Raw genomic sequence first — 16,248 nt, forward strand, 5'->3', positions numbered from 1 at the left:
CTTCCGACTTTCAGTGGAAAAAGAATATTATTTCCCCAACCTCATAATGCCTGTATCGAAAATGATAGTTTTTATAAAGTGTCCGGTTGAAAGGAGATTATGAAGATTGGGGTAGGTACATTGGGATAACTTAATACTTAATTCGCAGGGGGTATCTCAGAAGAAAGATAAAAATAAAAAAGCCGGTTCCGATTTCGCATCGGGCCGGCCACAATCTAACTTAATCTTAATCTAGTATATTTTGAAAACCTATGAAATCTTTCTGTTTTCTATAACACGCATAGCGGCTGTATAACACTCACAAGGTACGGATAGTAAAATACAGTTAGTACCTTTATCCTTCATTGAAACTTCAATGTAAGCTGCATTCAGAAGTCTTTTTACACTGGCAACCTCCCATGGGCTACCGGCAAAAACATCTATTTGGGAAATCTTTCTACTTGTAATCATCAGTTTTGGTTTTTATTGTATTTGATACTGCAAATATAGGGTATGTTTCTAATATGGATTATAACTTATAGTTCAATCTTTATAAGATTTGTTGCAAACGTTAGCAGGTACGATATAAATTGATGCAATTTATGCGTCTTTTTAGTAATTGTTATTGTGAATAAATAGAGTTTTGGAAAATGAATGAAACAATGCCCCGGAATATAAAATACAAATTAGCACTGATCTTCGTGGAGCCTATACCTGACTGAGGAATAAATTTGCGGAGAATCGGTGCTAATCTGTGTTTTAGAACAATAATTTCTTAATGTATCTTATTTTTCATCGTTCTTACGAATTTCCACACGGCGTATCTTTCCGCTGATAGTTTTGGGCAGTTCATCAACGAATTCAATGACACGTGGATATTTATAAGGTGCAGTAACCTTTTTAACATGGTTTTGAAGCTCTTTTATTAATGCTTCGCCTGCTTGTGTTTTGTATTCTTTAGACAGAACGACGGTAGCTTTTACCACCTGGCCACGAATTTCATCGGGTACTCCCGTGATAGCACACTCAATGACAGCAGGGTGTGTCATTAAAGCACTTTCCACCTCAAACGGGCCGATCCGGTAACCGGAGCTTTTGATTACATCATCTGCACGCCCTACGAACCAAAGATAACCGTCTTCGTCTTTCCAGGCCACATCCCCTGTATAATAAATGCCGTTATTCCAGGCTTCATGAGTACGGGCTGCGTCCCGGTAATACTCTTTAAACAGTCCTAATGGTTTTCCCTGCGTAGTACGAATGATGATTTGTCCTTGTTCACCGGCTTCCACAGAACGGCCTTCATTATCTATGAGATCAACATCATATTGTGGGTTGGGTACACCCATACTTCCCGGTTTTGGCTCCATCCAGGGGAAAGTAGCTACAGTCAAGGTGGTTTCAGTCTGTCCGAAGCCTTCCATCAATTTGATTCCTGTCAGTTTTTTGAAAGTATCGAATACGGCCGGGTTCAGTGCTTCGCCTGCAATCGTACAGTATTGTAGTGAGGAAAGATCATACTTGGTCAGATCCTCATGAATCAGGAAACGGAAAATTGTAGGAGGGGCACAAAGTGAAGTGACATGATAATCCTGTATCTTTGCCAAGATATCACCCGGAGTAAATTTCTCATGATCATAGACAAAGATGTTTGCTCCGGCAATCCATTGTCCGTACAGTTTACCCCATACAGCTTTTCCCCAACCTGTATCCGCAATGGTGAGGTGGAGACTGTTTTCCGTGAGATTGTGCCAGAAACTACCTGTAACGATATGTCCTAATGGGTAGGTAAAGTCGTGTGCTACCATTTTCGGTTCACCGGTAGTACCCGAAGTGAAGTACATCAGTGAGATGTCATCATTGGTATTCGGATGTTCCGGTTTGACAAATGGAGTGGCAGATTCAATGCCTTTGTGGAAGTCTTCAAATCCTTCCGGAATCTCAGGACCTACGCTTACCAGTTTATGTACAGAAGGGCACTCGGGCATTGCTTCGATGATATGCTTTGTGATCTCTTCTTCGCCGGCAGCAACAATCATTTTGATGTCTGCGGCATTACAGCGGTATACAATATCTTTCTTTGTCAGCAGGTGAGTGGCAGGAATAACCGTAGCACCCAGTTTGTGCAGGGCGATGATGCTGAACCAGAATTCATAACGGCGTTTCAGGATAAGCATTACCATATCTCCACGGCCTATGCCGAGTGATTGGAAGTAAGAGGCTGTCATGTCTGTATAACGTTTCATGTCAGCAAATGTGAACTGGATATGTTCACCCTTATCGTTCGTCCACAACAGTGCAGGTTTATCCGGCTGTTCGGCAGCCCAGGTATCTACTACATCATACCCGAAATTGAAGTTTTCGGGTACGTTGATTTTTAAGTTTTGGATAAAATCTTCCTGTGAAGAGAATGTTGTCTGTGATAAAAATCTTTCTACCATAATAATATTACATGATAACGGCGAGGAAACGCACTGGTTTTCCGTCAAGTGCTTTCATGCCGTGTGGGAGTTTAGCGTTGAAATAGAGACTGTCACCTTCGTTCAGTATCAGGTCTTTACCTTCTATATTGACCAACATACGGCCTTCGAGTACTAAATTGAATTCCTGTCCGCTATGACTGTTGTAGTGTATCGGTTCATCATCTGGTTTGGGCTCAGCCGTTACAATAAACGGGTCGGCACTGCGATTTATGAACCCGGCAGCCAAAGATTGGTATTTATAGGATTTGGTGCGTTCAATACTTATTCCTTTTCCCGCACGGGTCAGGAAGTAACTACTCATTTTAGGTTCTTCTCCAAACATAAGTGCATCCAGAGAGATACCATATTTATGTGCGATTTTTTGTAGCATACCTACTGAGATGTCGTATTGTCCTGTTTCTGCCAGGCGATATTCTTCTGCGGAGATATCACAATCGCGGGCGATATCTTCTGAGGTAAGTTCCAATACGTCACGCAATCCGCGCAATCGTTCGGCAATTTGTCTGATTTGGTCGTCCATATGTATAATTAGTTATTAGTGGTCAGTGATTAGTTAGTGATACGTGATAAGCAAGTTGAACCATAATCCGCATGGTATTAATCACTTATCACTCCCCCGCTTATCACTATTTCGATGCCTTTATCGCCTTAATCACCGCAGAGGTGAATCCGGCATGTTCCAGTTCGTTAATTCCTTTAATGGTGATCCCACCGGGAGTGGTTACTTTATCTATCTCAACACTGGGATGTGTTTCTTTATTTAGCAACAACTCTGCAGCTCCTTCCAAAGATTGTGCTACCATTTTCATAGCATCTTTCGGAGCGATTCCCATTTCGATACCTGCCTGCATGGCGGCTTGTACATACTTAAGCACGTATGCAATACCACATGAAGTGAGGGCCGTAGCTGCTGCTATTTTACTTTCCGGTATAATCATTGTCAATCCCATTTCGTTGAATATATCCGTTAATAGTTTTTTCTGTTTATCCGAAGCGTTCCGCGCAGAGATCAACGTCATACTGGCACGTTCGGCTATAGCGGTATTAGGAATGACGCGGAAGATGGGCATCTCCGGTTCGCCACAAAAATGTGCCAGATCGTCAAAACAGATCCCGGCAGCCAATGAAACAAGTATCTGTGTACGTTTCAAACGGAGTGGATTGAGTATTTCTTCTATCAGCCAAGGCTTTACTGCAACAATTACGATATCGGCATTAGCCGCTGCATCTATGTTATCGTTTGTTGTTTTAATATTGGGAAAGTCGGCTTTTAGTTTCTCCAGTTTTCCATTACTTGGATTAGAAACAACAATTTCATGTCCTTGAATCAGATATCCCTGAGCTAAGCCACGTGCAATGGCAGAGCCCATATTTCCTGCACCAATGATAGCTACTTTCATATTATAATATTTTAGTCTGTTTTGAGGCAAAGGTAAAAGTAAAAAGTGAGAATATGCATATTTTTGATGGGTATTTTCATTAAAGTGGTGTAATCTTTATGTTATTGAACTGTCTCAATAGTACTTTTTGTCAATAACTACTTTATAATTGTGAATTATAAAAATATAGATTTCTGAGATTTAATATAAAATACAAATGATAGGGCTTTAATTTTGTGTTGTGTAATAATTGAAGAATGATAAAAAGTATATTTGAATAGAGAAAATTGTTTTTCTGATATAGAAAAATTAAAACAACGTTGTCTCGGTGTAATGTTCTGATTATTAGATGTATATAGCATGCTTATTTTCCTCTACCATTATCTTTGCCATGGAAAACATAGTTCTTTATGAACGTTAATAAGAATAAATTTCTTAATATTGTCTCGTAAACAAGAAAGCCTCCATATGTCGCGTTAGCTTACTTCCTCTATTAATCTTTTAGCTTATTCCTCGTATTAAGCACGACATATTTATTGAACCTAAGCCAGAGAGTATTTCGGGAGTTGGATCCCATTATCATGGTAGTAGCCGTTCAATATCGGAGACCTTCACTAAATAAAAATGTTATGGTACAAATTTATGGAATTGATTTGGGAATGTCAAGCTTTGACGTTAGTTTTTTGAGTGAATCGGGCAGTGTCCGTCATTTATCCGGTGTAAAGAACACGGTTCATGGGATCAGCAAGTTTCTTCTCTCCTTGCCTTCCTCTGCCGTTCTTTGTGCGGAACATACAGGCGTTTATGGGGACCTACTGCTTCGTCTGTGTACTTTAAACCGGACATGCCTGTGTTTTGTTCCGGGTTATCAGATAAAGCATAGTCTGGGGCTTCAGCGTGGTAAATCCGATCCTCTGGATGCCTGTCGTATCCGTGAATATGCCGAACGTTTTTATGACCTTCTCAGACCTTGTTTCTATCCTGGGGAAGAGATGTCTGAACTTCAGGAATTGTATCGTACACGCTCTCTGCTGGTGGAATCTCGTAAGCGCCTGGACACTTTAAACATAGGTGATAATTGTAAATCTTCTGTTTCCCTGGCGGCCGACCATGCACGGAGAGCTGTTCTTGCGGAGTTAAATACCCAAATATCCGGGCTTGACCATGAGATAGAAGCCCTCATACAAAACTCTTCCGAATTCAGCAGGAATTATCAGATTCTTACCTCCATTGTCGGTGTAGGACCTGTGACCAGTTGTGAGCTGATAATAAAGACAGAGAATTTTAGAAAATTAGACACGGCTAAAAAATGTGCTGCTTACGCAGGTATCGCTCCTTATCCCAAAGAATCGGGAAAGATGAAATGTGGACATAAAATATCGCCAATGGGTGACAAACAATTGAAAACACTGCTTTTCTTATGTGCACGTTCGGCAAAGGAGCATAATAAAGAAATAAGATTATACTTCCTAAAAAAGCATAAAGTGGAAAAGAAGCACTTTTTCGTAGCGATGAATAACATTGCCAATAAGTTATTGCGGCTGATTTACAGTCTGATTCAAAAGCAACAGACCTATGACAGGGATTATATACAAAGAGACCCGAGATGTGTTGTGATTTTAGATACAAATAAATGCTGAAAAAGGAACAAATGGACCGTTTAGGTAGTAAATATTCAAAACAAGTAGACGGTTTTATAATACATTGATAATTAATACATTATATGAGAGATTATTTTCTCGTAGAGAATCGACTCGTTTCTCTACGACAAACGCTTCGATTCTCTACGAGAAACGGGGCATTTATCACCGAGAAATAAATGAAACATCCATAAGATATAACAATTGGTATAGTTACGAAAGTAGAGTCAGTCATTAATTGTAATGAAAAAGAAAACATAGTGAAGAAAGGATATATCTTTCGTAGTTAACATTTATTAAAGCAATATTCTGCGGAAACATTTGGTTTTAATAGAGTATACGAGGAACGGGTCGTTTCTCTACGGAGATCGGGTCGAAACTCTACGAGAAACGAAGTGATCATCGTAGAGAAACTTGTTGATGTTTATAAGATGTGACAAAAGAAATAAAACGAAAGAGAAAGGAATGTGTTGCTTTGTAATTAAAAAGGATGGCGGGACTTTGGGCGGTTAAAATTATTAAGCCGTATCGAAAAAATCAATACGGCTTAATAATTGTTTTGATATCGTAAGAAACTATTTTTCTAAAAGTGCTTTTGGGGTACGTTAGTAATAAAGTACTAAAGTATTTTCTTTAATCGGTTCAGAAACACTGTTGCTTCTTCCATACTGAGGCAGAGAGGTGGCAGGAGGCGAATAACATTTGTACCACTTACCCCAGTAAATACTTTTTGTTCTTTCAGCAATTTCGTGCGTAGTTCTTTGATAGGAGTTTCGAATTCCATACCAATCATTAATCCTTCACCGCGTACTTCTTTAATTTGCGGGAACTTCTTTAACTCTTCTATCAGATAAGTACCTACTGTTGCAGCATTTTCTATCAGTTGTTCCTGTTCTATAACATCCAATACGGCAAGTGCAGCGGCACAAGCAAGGTGGTTACCTCCGAAAGTGGTACCTAACATACCGTAAACCGGTGTAAACATCGGGCTGATAAGTACTCCTGCCATAGGAAAACCATTGGCAATACCTTTGGCTACAGTAATGATATCGGGTTTGATACCTGTATATTGATGAGCAAAGAATTTACCGCTACGTCCATAGCCACTTTGAATTTCATCCAGAATAAGTATCGTACCATTCTCGGTGCATGCTTTGCGAAGTTCCTGCATGAATTCTGTAGTAGGTAGCTTGATTCCGCCTACTCCCTGAATACCTTCGATAATAACGGCACAAACGTCACCTTTAGCCAGTTCGGCTTTCATTGCTTCCGTATCATTCAATGGGAGATAGGTTACATGTTCATTGGCATTGATTGGAGCAATGATTTTTGGATTGTCCGTAGCTTCTACTGCTAATGAAGTACGTCCGTGAAAAGCTTTGCTGAAAGAGATTACTTTTGTTCTTCCATTGTGAAATGAAGCCAGTTTAAGAGCATTCTCATTCGCTTCTGCTCCACTATTAATAAGGAAAAGCGAATAATCATCATAACCTGAAATCTTTCCCAAACGTGCTGCTACTTCTTGTTGTAGCTTGTTGATCACTGAGTTTGAATAGAAGCCAAGTTTTGCAACCTGATTGCTAATCATTTCAACATAGTGCGGATGAGCATGCCCGATGGAAATAACGGCATGCCCCCCATAAAGGTCGAGAAATTCTGTACCGTTTTCGTCCCATACATGGCAGCCTTTTCCTTTGACTATATTTATATCGAAAAGAGGATATACATCGAATAAATTCATCATGATATTTACAATTTTACGATTTACAATTTACGATTGAAGTTACTTTTATTGATTTACGATTTACAATTGAAGTAACCCCAATCGTCTAATTGTAAATCGTCCAATCGTCAATCTAAAAGGCCGATGGTTTTAGCCGGAGACCTACTGTTTCTTCCAGATTGAACATTAGATTCATGTTGTGGACAGCTTGCCCACTGGCACCTTTCAGTAAGTTGTCGATACAGGAGATGATGAGTAGCTTATCACCGTGTTTCTCCAGATGTATCAGACACTTGTTGGTGTTGACAACCTGCTTCAAATCGATATTCTTTTCTACGATGTGCACAAAAGAGTCTTTGGCATAATACTCCTCATACATGCGTACGATCTCTTCCAGAGCAACTTTTGTTTTTACGACAATTGTAGTGAAGATGCCGCGTGGAAAATCTCCCCGGTAAGGGATGAAATCTATCTCTGATGCAAAACTATTTTGCAGCTGCTTCAGTGACTGTTTGATTTCAGGCACATGCTGATGATTGAAAGCTTTGTATACGCTCATATTGTTATTGCGCCAACTGAAATGGCTGGTTGCACCGGGTTTTACTCCGGCTCCTGTGCTTCCGGTTATGGCATTCACCATGATGTCGTCATTCAGCATCAAATGTTTGGCAAGTGGAAGCAGTCCTAACTGAATGCAAGTTGCGAAACAGCCGGGATTGGCTACATGCTTGGCAGAACAAGTGGCGCGCCGATTCAGTTCGGGTAATCCGTAGATAAAGTCATGATCCGGAGAAGCAATGCGATAATCCATAGAGAGATCGATGATTTTCAGCTCTTCCGGGAGGTTGTGGCTCTCTATAAATTTTTTGGTATCGCCATGAGCAGTGCAAAAGAAAAGTACATCAATGTCATCCAATGGAAGTTCGTCTGTAAAAGTCAGATCGCACTCTCCGTAAAGTCCTTCGTGTACGTCGGTTATTTTATTTCCGGCATTACTACTACTATTAATGAATACAATTTCGGCTTCAGGATGATTCAGAAGCAAGCGTATTAATTCACCTGCGGTATATCCGGCTCCGCCTATTATTCCTACTTTAATCATTTGAATATCTGTTTTTTTCTTCGGGAATGATAATCCACATTAAAATATATACAGGGACACCGGCAAATGCGGTGAATATTGTTAGTATAGCATAGACGATGCGTACGAGAGAGGCATCCAATCCGAAGAATTGGGCCAACCCGCCGCAAACACCTGCAAGCATTCTATCACTACGTGAGCGTGTCAGTTTACGTTCGTTACTCATCGGGGACTAAATCTCTTCGTCCTTATGGTTTGCGTAATAAACGCGTAGTGGGGTGGAAGTTACTTTTATGAAGCCTTTTGCATCTTCGGCTGTCCAGCCTTTTTGCATTTCACCGTACTCACCAAACTTTGTTTTTACAAGATCATCTTCAGATTCTACGCCGATGGTAGAGAAAGAGAGCGGACGGAGTTCAAGGATAGCCGTACCGTTCACATTGCGTTGTGATTCCTGTAGCATAGCTTCAATGTCTCTCATCACAGGTTCCAGATACTGGCTTTCATGAAGGAACATGCCATACCAGTTGGCTACCTGGTCTTTCCAGTATTGTTGCCATTTGCTCAATGTATATTTTTCAAGGAAACGATGAGCACCGATGATCAGCATGGGAGCGGCAGCTTCAAAACCAACACGGCCTTTAATGCCGATGATTGTGTCGCCAACGTGCATATCACGTCCAATACCATAAGCGGCACCAATTTCTTCCACTTTCTGAATAGCGGCAATCTTATCTTCGAATACTTCTCCGTTTACGGCATGAAGTTCTCCTTGTTTGAATTCAAGGCGTAACTGTTCGCTACCTTCTTTTTCAACTTGCTTCAGATAAGCAGTTTCAGGCAATCCTTTTGCGGAATCCAGTATCTCACCACCGCAGATGGAAGTGCCCCATAAACCTACGTTATAAGAGTATTTGAGTTTTGTAAAGTCGGCACTGAAACCATTTTTGTTCAGATAGTCAATCTCTTCCTGACGGCTCAATGCCATATCACGGGTTAGTGTAATGATTTCCACACCCGGTGCAAGTACCAAGAAAGTCATATCAAAACGAATCTGATCGTTTCCGGCTCCGGTAGAACCATGAGCGATAGCATCCGCACCGATTTCATTTGCATAACGTGCAATGGCAAGTGCCTGGAAAATACGCTCTGAACTGACAGAGATGGGATAAGTACCATTACGCAATACATTTCCGAATATCATGTATTTCAAGCTCTTTTCGTAGTACTCTTGTGTTACGTCGAGTGTAACATATTTCACAGCTCCCAACTTATAGGCGTTTTCTTCATTCTGTTTCAGTTGTTCGTCGCTGAAACCTCCTGTATTGGCACATGCTGCATATACTTCATAGCCTTTTTCTTTGGCCAGATACATTACAGTGTATGAGGTATCCAATCCTCCGCTGAATGCAACTACCACTTTCTTTTTCTGTTCCATGATATATCTCCTTATTTATATAATATCTTCTTTATGTTTTTCGGGGTCGTAAAGCATAGCTGTACAGATGCAGAACTTACGGTTTTTTGCCACTAGTATGTCATGATTGATACAACCTTCGCAACCGCGCCAAAATGATTCATCATCAGTCAGCTCATTGAATGTTACAGGTACATAGCCAAGTTCTGTATTCATTTTCATTACAGCAGCACCGCTGGTCAAACTGAATATCTTAGCCCATGGCCAACGTAAACGAGCCAGTTTGAAAGAGGCTTGTTTGATACGTTTTGCCAGTCCCAATCCACGGTAGTCGGGATGTACAATAAGTCCTGACGTTGCTACATATTGTTTGTTACCCCATGACTCAATATAAGTAAAGCCTGCAAATTTTTCTCCTTCAAGGGCGATAATAGCTTTGCCTTCCTTCATTTTGGTAGCAACATATTCATGTGTACGTTCTGCAATCCCTGTTCCGCGCACTTTCGCTGCGTTTTTAATTGTCTCCAAAATAGTGTCAACGTAAACCTCATGTGAGGCGTCGGCTACCATCACATCTATTTTTTGAGTCTCCATTTCTTTAATTCGTGTGTCGAGTATATTGTTATATGATTATTGTATATTCGGGAAGATGAGCGACAAGAAGTTTCGTACCATTTTAGGTTCAGCCCCTTCACGCAGTACTAACATGATAGTATCATCTCCTGCAATGGTACCTAAAATATCTCCGAACTCACGGTTATCAATGTCATAAGCCATACTGCTGGCATATCCGGGACGTGTTTTGATAACAGCAATATTACCAGAAAACTGTAGGGATATAAAACCATTGTTCATCAACATCTCAGTGGCACTTTGGTCACCCACGCGTTTATACATGATGTCATTGGGCAATACATACACATATTTACCATTCATGCTGGCTGCTTTGGCAACCTTCAATTGTTTCAGGTCGCGAGAAAGAGTAGCCTGAGTCAGTTCGAAACCTTCAGCAGCAAGTGCTTGCAGAAGTTCTTCCTGTGACCCTACCTCTTTGCTCGAGATAATCATTTTAATAGCATCTAATCGGTTTGCTTTCTTTTTCATCTTGTATAATTATTCTAAGAATGGTGCAAAAGTATGCAATATTTTGGAGATATGATGCATAAAACCAAACTTTTTTATTCTTTTTATACATGAAAGCAGAATTTATTCAAAAATGGTTTTAATAAACACTGGAGGGGAGGGGGGAGTATAGCGATATAACTAATATAGAAGATTGCAAAGTTGTCTTAGGCTTCTTGGAAACAGCTTCTATATTTTCAATTTTATTGAATTATTGATTAGGGATATATACGATGTGGCTTCTTGATTTTTACTGATAATGTGCGTCGGGATGTTCCTTTATCGATTGCAACCATTCCAGATACATCTTTTCGGGCATTTTGCGATAACCTAACTGATGGATATGTGAATAAAGATTCTCTGCTTTCCGATAATAATCTTCATTTTTTGTTTTCGTAAACATCTCAAATAATGTCTCTGCTTTAAGTAATAAGGCGTTAATATAATCAGGAAATGCTTCCAAGGTACGATTGCAGCATTGCAGTATGAATTCCGGTTTGTAAGTAGAAGTGAACTTATGCTTATAACCTTCAGCCAGATCCGTCATACAAATAGCAACTGTAGCTTTTAAAGAAAGTGTATCCATATAAATACCGTTTCGAATAGCGTCAGTATGGATATATCCGGAAGCTTTTATCCATACGTCAGTAGGAAATTGCCCCGAAGTCAGTTCCACATTATACCAACCGTCGGCTTGGTTGTGTAGTTTGATGTAAGCGTGATTGGGAGCTAATGCCAACCACGATTTCTCACCCAATTCTTCGGTCAGCAGTTTGTAGAATAGGGGTAATGAGTGACAATTCCCTTTACGTGTAACCATTAAAGTAGAAACAAACATGTTGCTCCATTCTTTTTTGCCTGCATAATCATCAAAATTATATTGGAATGGTAAATGGTATAATAAGGTAGTGTCGGAAACATGTATCGGGATTGTATCTGTCATCATCCGAAAGATGGCGGCGTGAGTGTTAACTGAATAAAAATCAGTATGATTATAACTGATTAACTTATTTGTAGAGAGTGACTTGATAAAAGAAGTGAATTGCTGTAAACTATTCTCGAATTTATAGCGGCTTAGATTACCGTCAAAGTAGGCATTTTCAGTTGAAAATATAGCCTCTTTCAAATTCAACTCTTTTTTGCCTGTTAACATTGAGTCTATCTTATTATAGCTGGTATAATAGAATTTGTCAGCTTGTGCAAATGCTTTATTAACAATAAATAAAAAGCATATTAAAAATCCTGTTTTTGTCATTAAAGTTTGTTTTTAATAAATTCTCATAAATATTGGCTATATTATAATTCAATATCCCGTTCCTTTGTACTTTTGAACCCTTTTTTCCATCTATATTCATCTGTAAATATCTCAGTTACAATGAAACAATCGCACGAATATTCTTTGAATCCCGGTTGTAATGTTCGGTTATAAATTATCCCTTTTCAAAACGAGGGATAATTTATGGAATATCTATAATCTTTTATCAATTCTAAAAGAACGAATGGGCCTACTATCAATCCAATATATGATTTTTGATATTCTTTTTCTAATTTTCCTACATATTTCTGTTTTTCATTAATTCGCCACACCCACCATTCTGTAGAGACTGTTATAGGCTTTTCGGTAGGTTTTACGCCTTAATCGTTTGTGCTTCTGAATAATATATGATTGGTTTCTCCAATATTCTTGTTATTACCAATTTTGTTCCAAAGGTTCATCTTTATACCTGCTTTTGTTGTACAATGTATATAAAACTCTATTTCACCGCTCACTATTTTTGATAAGTCAGGATTTGAATTTATTGGATATTGTTCCTTAAATACTCTAATAACATCACTATTTAGCTGTGTTAAATCATAAGCTATTAATTGAAAATATTTTTTGGTATTCTCGTTTGTTTTTGCAGAGAAAACATCTCCTATTTTTGTATATGTTCTTACCATAGTTTTGACTGTTTCTATAGGAATATACTAAATCTTTTATTTGGAAATAATTTTATTTAATTTCATATTGTCTTCAGTTACTATTGGTTTTGATCTTTTAATGAATGATAGCTCTCTATTATTTTCTGTCGTAATTCTTTTTTGTGTAAAAAGCTTTTGGAGCTAATAAATGGTCTTCTTTATAAGGAGAAAAACGGCTGACAATTTCATCTAATTTATGAAAAACGTTTTTTTCCAATTTATCTAAATCATTATGATTAATTCCTAAATCATAAGCATAATAAAATTCATTGCAAAAAAATGATTCATCAATGTATCCATTTATGTATTGATAAATCAACCAATACAACCTACGTTTATCATTATTTTCATAAATATCCTGTTCTCTTAAAATAAGCTTTGCATCTTTAACTCCTTGTTTTAATTTTCGTTTAAGACCATCGTTTATAATATGAGGATACTTGTCTTTATATTCTAGAAAATCACCTACTAATTTATTTAAATTATCAAATACTTTTTTTCGATATTATTTAAATCATTTGCATCAATTGTCATATCATACACCTTAAAAAACTTATCACAAAATTCAGTTTCATTTATTCTTTTTGCTAAATAGAGATCTATTAATTGATATAAATTTAGCACGTTGTTGTTCTTTGACATCATATTGTTATTTATATTTAAAATGCCAGATTGTATTTGTTGCTTTGTCATAAAGTACTTCTAATTTATAGACTTTTCCATTTTTCCACATTTGAACAGTATGCAACTACTCTAACTTTATCTATCTACACGAAGAAAATATCTTGAATTTTAATCATCTTCACTTTCTTGCCAAATATCCATAGGAACTCCATATTCCTCTAGTGCAACTTCTTTACATGATAAACTATCATCCTGTAAGTAATCTGCGATGCATTTACCTTTTTCAAAAACATATAAATATGCCCCTATTTCTGGGAAATCATTTTTAATGATAAATCTCATGTTATTATAAATAGCTTTCATTTTTTTAATTTTATTAAATTTATTGAGGATATATACGATGAGTTCTTGGTATTGCATTTTTCCATTTTCCATTTTTTAAGATTTCTAAATGAATATGGGGAGCATCCCCATGTGGAGAATTGATATCAAAACGTATTTTTCTTAATCCGTCTTTCGATATGAAAACATAATCCCCTTTGGCGTTTTGTATGACTTTTGCATCTATGCCTAACCATTGTTTTGCCAGATTTACAGCATCTGCTACTTTATTTGTGTTAGAAAAGAAGTGCCCCGCAATTTTTCCTATTCCCCAAGAAATAGCTTTTCCTGCAAATATTCCAGCAGCTTCACCAGTTAATAAATATGTGACGGTTTCCCCTATCGGCCTTGCAATTTCATCTACGTTACGACTATTCAATGCATTGAACAATTCTGATTTAGAATTCTCCGATAAAGGACTATTCTTTCCTAAAAACTGGTTCTGTAATTTACCACTGGAGGAGATTAAGCTAAAGGCACTTACTGCTTGATTGGCCATTATACCTGCGTTTTGGTAGGCATTGAAGTACGAATCTTCACCTAATTGAATAGACACAGAGGCTCCAATATTCGTATAACCTTCCAATTCGTCGTGTCCCTCCTGCCAATAATAGTTTCCAGTCTCATTATGGCGATACCAGTCTCTTCCGTCGGGATCAATACAGTTTACCGGATTATTGTTGCAGTATGCATATGGACTAATTGAATAATACCTTTCTGCATGAGGATCGATCGAAATAAACCGGCTGACCGTTTGAATATCCATAACGGTATCTAAAGTATCAGATTCAGCCGGTCCTACTATTTTATTTGTTTTTGTATCAAACTTGACAGAGCCAATTTCTATAATCTGATCCTTGTCATGAAATTCGTCAAAACGCCCATTACTTAAAGTAGCCATTTGGGGCTTGTAGCCGTAAGTGGCAAAAGGGTTTTGTGCATATCCTGTCAGTAATGTGAGCAGGAACAGTAGTAAAGTACTAATTCGTTTCATACACATCTAGTTTTTGATTTGAATGATTGGTGAAGGTTGGTTTTCCGGTAATGTTTTGGCTTTATCAACTTGCTTCAACCAATTATGATATATCTCGGCCGGCATTTCTTCATAACCCAGGCTGTCTATTTTCTCATAGGATTGAAGCATCTTTTTAAATAAACGGTGTGCCTGTGGATATTCCGGAAGCTGTTCTTTGGGAGGTCTGCCGCAAGCATCAATAACATATAGAGTTTGTACAGTACAGGTGTTTGCGTAATGTTGATAAGCCGTTAAATCAGAAGGGGAATAGCGCAAAACTAAATTGCTGTTTTCTTCTATAAAATGATCATAGCCATAACGGGAAATGTAATAAGCAGACAAGTCATTGAGCATATGGGCAATGGTCTGTTTCATAGTCCGTGGATTCAGATAAATACCTGTCTGTATAGCTTTGGATTTAATGAAACCGCTATTCATATAGAAATCATCTGTGACAACAGCACCTTGAGTTAGCTCTATATTATACCAACGGTTTTGCTTGTCTTGGAATTTTATAAAAGAGTGGCTCGGTGAAAAACACCAGAAAGCTTCTGTTTCCAACTCTTCGGCAAGAATCAAAAACAATAAAGGCATGGAATGGCACTGTCCAGTGTTTTGGGCTAAAAGCTTTGATACCATGTAATTACTGGTGTTAACATCTGCGCGATAATCTTCAAAATCATATTTCATCGGGTGATGAATGATTGTTTTTTCACTACCGGGTTCTTTGACTTCAATAACTTCCGACAGAATACGAAAGATCATCATTAACTTTGCTAACCCGTCATTCTTATCTAATTTTTCTTCCTGCATTTTCAGCAGACAAATGTGCTTTAAATTCAGAATGGCTGCATCAAACTCTTCATATTTCATTTTATTCCCGAAAAAAGCGTTTTCCGTCACGAATACGGCTCTTTTCAGACTCATCTTCTTTTTGCCTTCAAGCATTTCAAGTATCTCTTCACGGGCACTTTGAAAACATTCTGAACCGGGAGTTGAGGAAAAATCCGGTAAAGGGATTGAGTTGGATTTCATGTATTTCTGAATAGCATATTGGCGGTTGATGGCTGCTCTTCTACGTTCGTTTTCTTTTACCTCACGTATGATGGCCTCATTTTGCCTTTGAATCAAGGCGTCACGAGAAGATGATATGCCAGGTGTTTTTTGTGGAGAAGTTTGGTGGAAGTTATCGAAACGACCTATTTCTGCCGGTTGAGGAATTGATATCACTGGAACTTGGGCGAACAAAGAATTTGCTCGGAGTATTGGGATTAATATTATACTCCAATAAATTATTTTATGTAAAACCACCTTAATCATAGCATTTGTTTTAAGGATTTTTCAAAGGTAACTTTATTTACTTAGATTTCTTGTGGTCTTTAACTTTTTTTGGCTTTTAAATAAAGCCTATCGGTTGATTTATAGAAAAATGAATATGTAAC

General features: G+C 38.1%; 17 protein-coding genes. 1 reads left to right on the forward strand and 16 read right to left on the reverse strand.

The features are described 5' to 3' along the window. Positions 1–249: 249 nt before the first annotated feature. The 4 genes from K8P02_RS20885 to proC all read right to left on the reverse strand — a co-directional run bounded on the left by K8P02_RS20885 (position 250) and on the right by proC (position 3,862). Positions 250–450: a DUF2007-related protein gene (locus K8P02_RS20885; protein ID WP_002559030.1), complete on the reverse strand. Its 201-nt coding sequence runs from the start codon at positions 448–450 to the stop codon at positions 250–252. Between the two features lie 314 nt (positions 451–764). Beyond that, positions 765–2,420 carry an AMP-binding protein gene (locus K8P02_RS20890; RefSeq protein ID WP_025868085.1) on the reverse strand — a complete coding sequence of 552 codons (1,656 nt, stop codon included), beginning with the start codon at positions 2,418–2,420 and terminating at the stop codon, positions 765–767. A gap of 7 nt (positions 2,421–2,427) precedes the next feature. After that, positions 2,428–2,982 carry a helix-turn-helix domain-containing protein gene (locus K8P02_RS20895; RefSeq protein ID WP_002559032.1) on the reverse strand — a complete coding sequence of 185 codons (555 nt, stop codon included), beginning with the start codon at positions 2,980–2,982 and terminating at the stop codon, positions 2,428–2,430. A 106-nt stretch (positions 2,983–3,088) separates the two neighbouring features. Then, positions 3,089–3,862: a pyrroline-5-carboxylate reductase gene (gene proC / locus K8P02_RS20900; RefSeq protein WP_002559033.1), complete on the reverse strand. Its 774-nt coding sequence runs from the start codon at positions 3,860–3,862 to the stop codon at positions 3,089–3,091. Positions 3,863–4,470: 608 nt separating this feature from the next. Here proC and K8P02_RS20905 point away from each other — a divergent pair. After that, a complete protein-coding gene (locus K8P02_RS20905; RefSeq protein WP_223381772.1) occupies positions 4,471–5,481 on the forward strand; it encodes an IS110 family RNA-guided transposase in 1,011 nt (336 codons plus the stop codon). 619 nt (positions 5,482–6,100) lie between these two features. Here the strand turns inward: K8P02_RS20905 and K8P02_RS20910 are convergent. From K8P02_RS20910 to K8P02_RS20965, 12 genes are all read right to left on the reverse strand, one after another. After that, complete coding sequence (locus K8P02_RS20910; RefSeq protein WP_025866756.1) at positions 6,101–7,222, reverse strand: aspartate aminotransferase family protein; 1,122 nt, start codon at positions 7,220–7,222, stop codon at positions 6,101–6,103. Between the two features lie 115 nt (positions 7,223–7,337). Further along, complete coding sequence (gene argC / locus K8P02_RS20915) at positions 7,338–8,306, reverse strand: N-acetyl-gamma-glutamyl-phosphate reductase (RefSeq protein WP_223381774.1); 969 nt, start codon at positions 8,304–8,306, stop codon at positions 7,338–7,340. Further along, a complete protein-coding gene (locus K8P02_RS20920) occupies positions 8,299–8,511 on the reverse strand; it encodes a PspC domain-containing protein (RefSeq protein WP_025866757.1) in 213 nt (70 codons plus the stop codon). The genes argC and K8P02_RS20920 overlap by 8 nt, the downstream gene beginning before the upstream one ends. A gap of 6 nt (positions 8,512–8,517) precedes the next feature. Further along, positions 8,518–9,723, reverse strand: coding sequence for an argininosuccinate synthase (locus K8P02_RS20925; protein ID WP_002559038.1), 1,206 nt, complete (start codon positions 9,721–9,723; stop codon positions 8,518–8,520). Between the two features lie 15 nt (positions 9,724–9,738). After that, positions 9,739–10,296 (reverse strand): GNAT family N-acetyltransferase, encoded by a 558-nt coding sequence (locus K8P02_RS20930; RefSeq protein ID WP_002559039.1) that lies wholly within the window; start codon positions 10,294–10,296, stop codon positions 9,739–9,741. A gap of 36 nt (positions 10,297–10,332) precedes the next feature. Then, the gene (gene argR / locus K8P02_RS20935; RefSeq protein WP_002559040.1) at positions 10,333–10,806 is read right to left on the reverse strand and encodes an arginine repressor; all 474 of its coding nucleotides are present in this window, start codon (positions 10,804–10,806) and stop codon (positions 10,333–10,335) included. 268 nt (positions 10,807–11,074) lie between these two features. Next, on the reverse strand, positions 11,075–12,079 hold the full coding sequence (locus K8P02_RS20940) for a hypothetical protein (protein ID WP_002559041.1): 1,005 nt from the start codon (positions 12,077–12,079) through the stop codon (positions 11,075–11,077). 380 nt (positions 12,080–12,459) lie between these two features. Next, the gene (locus K8P02_RS20945) at positions 12,460–12,765 is read right to left on the reverse strand and encodes a hypothetical protein (protein ID WP_002559043.1); all 306 of its coding nucleotides are present in this window, start codon (positions 12,763–12,765) and stop codon (positions 12,460–12,462) included. A 498-nt stretch (positions 12,766–13,263) separates the two neighbouring features. Next, positions 13,264–13,479 (reverse strand): hypothetical protein, encoded by a 216-nt coding sequence (locus tag K8P02_RS20950; RefSeq protein WP_002559045.1) that lies wholly within the window; start codon positions 13,477–13,479, stop codon positions 13,264–13,266. A 99-nt stretch (positions 13,480–13,578) separates the two neighbouring features. Next, positions 13,579–13,773 carry a hypothetical protein gene (locus K8P02_RS20955; RefSeq protein WP_223381776.1) on the reverse strand — a complete coding sequence of 65 codons (195 nt, stop codon included), beginning with the start codon at positions 13,771–13,773 and terminating at the stop codon, positions 13,579–13,581. A 19-nt stretch (positions 13,774–13,792) separates the two neighbouring features. Beyond that, a complete protein-coding gene (locus K8P02_RS20960; RefSeq protein ID WP_223381777.1) occupies positions 13,793–14,785 on the reverse strand; it encodes an RHS repeat-associated core domain-containing protein in 993 nt (330 codons plus the stop codon). Between the two features lie 6 nt (positions 14,786–14,791). Beyond that, positions 14,792–16,036, reverse strand: a complete 1,245-nt coding sequence (locus K8P02_RS20965; RefSeq protein WP_223381779.1) for a hypothetical protein — start codon at positions 16,034–16,036, stop codon at positions 14,792–14,794. Positions 16,037–16,248 lie beyond the last annotated feature (212 nt).

The organism is Bacteroides nordii, from assembly GCF_019930665.1.
GTDB classification, from domain to species: Bacteria; Bacteroidota; Bacteroidia; order Bacteroidales; family Bacteroidaceae; genus Bacteroides; species Bacteroides nordii.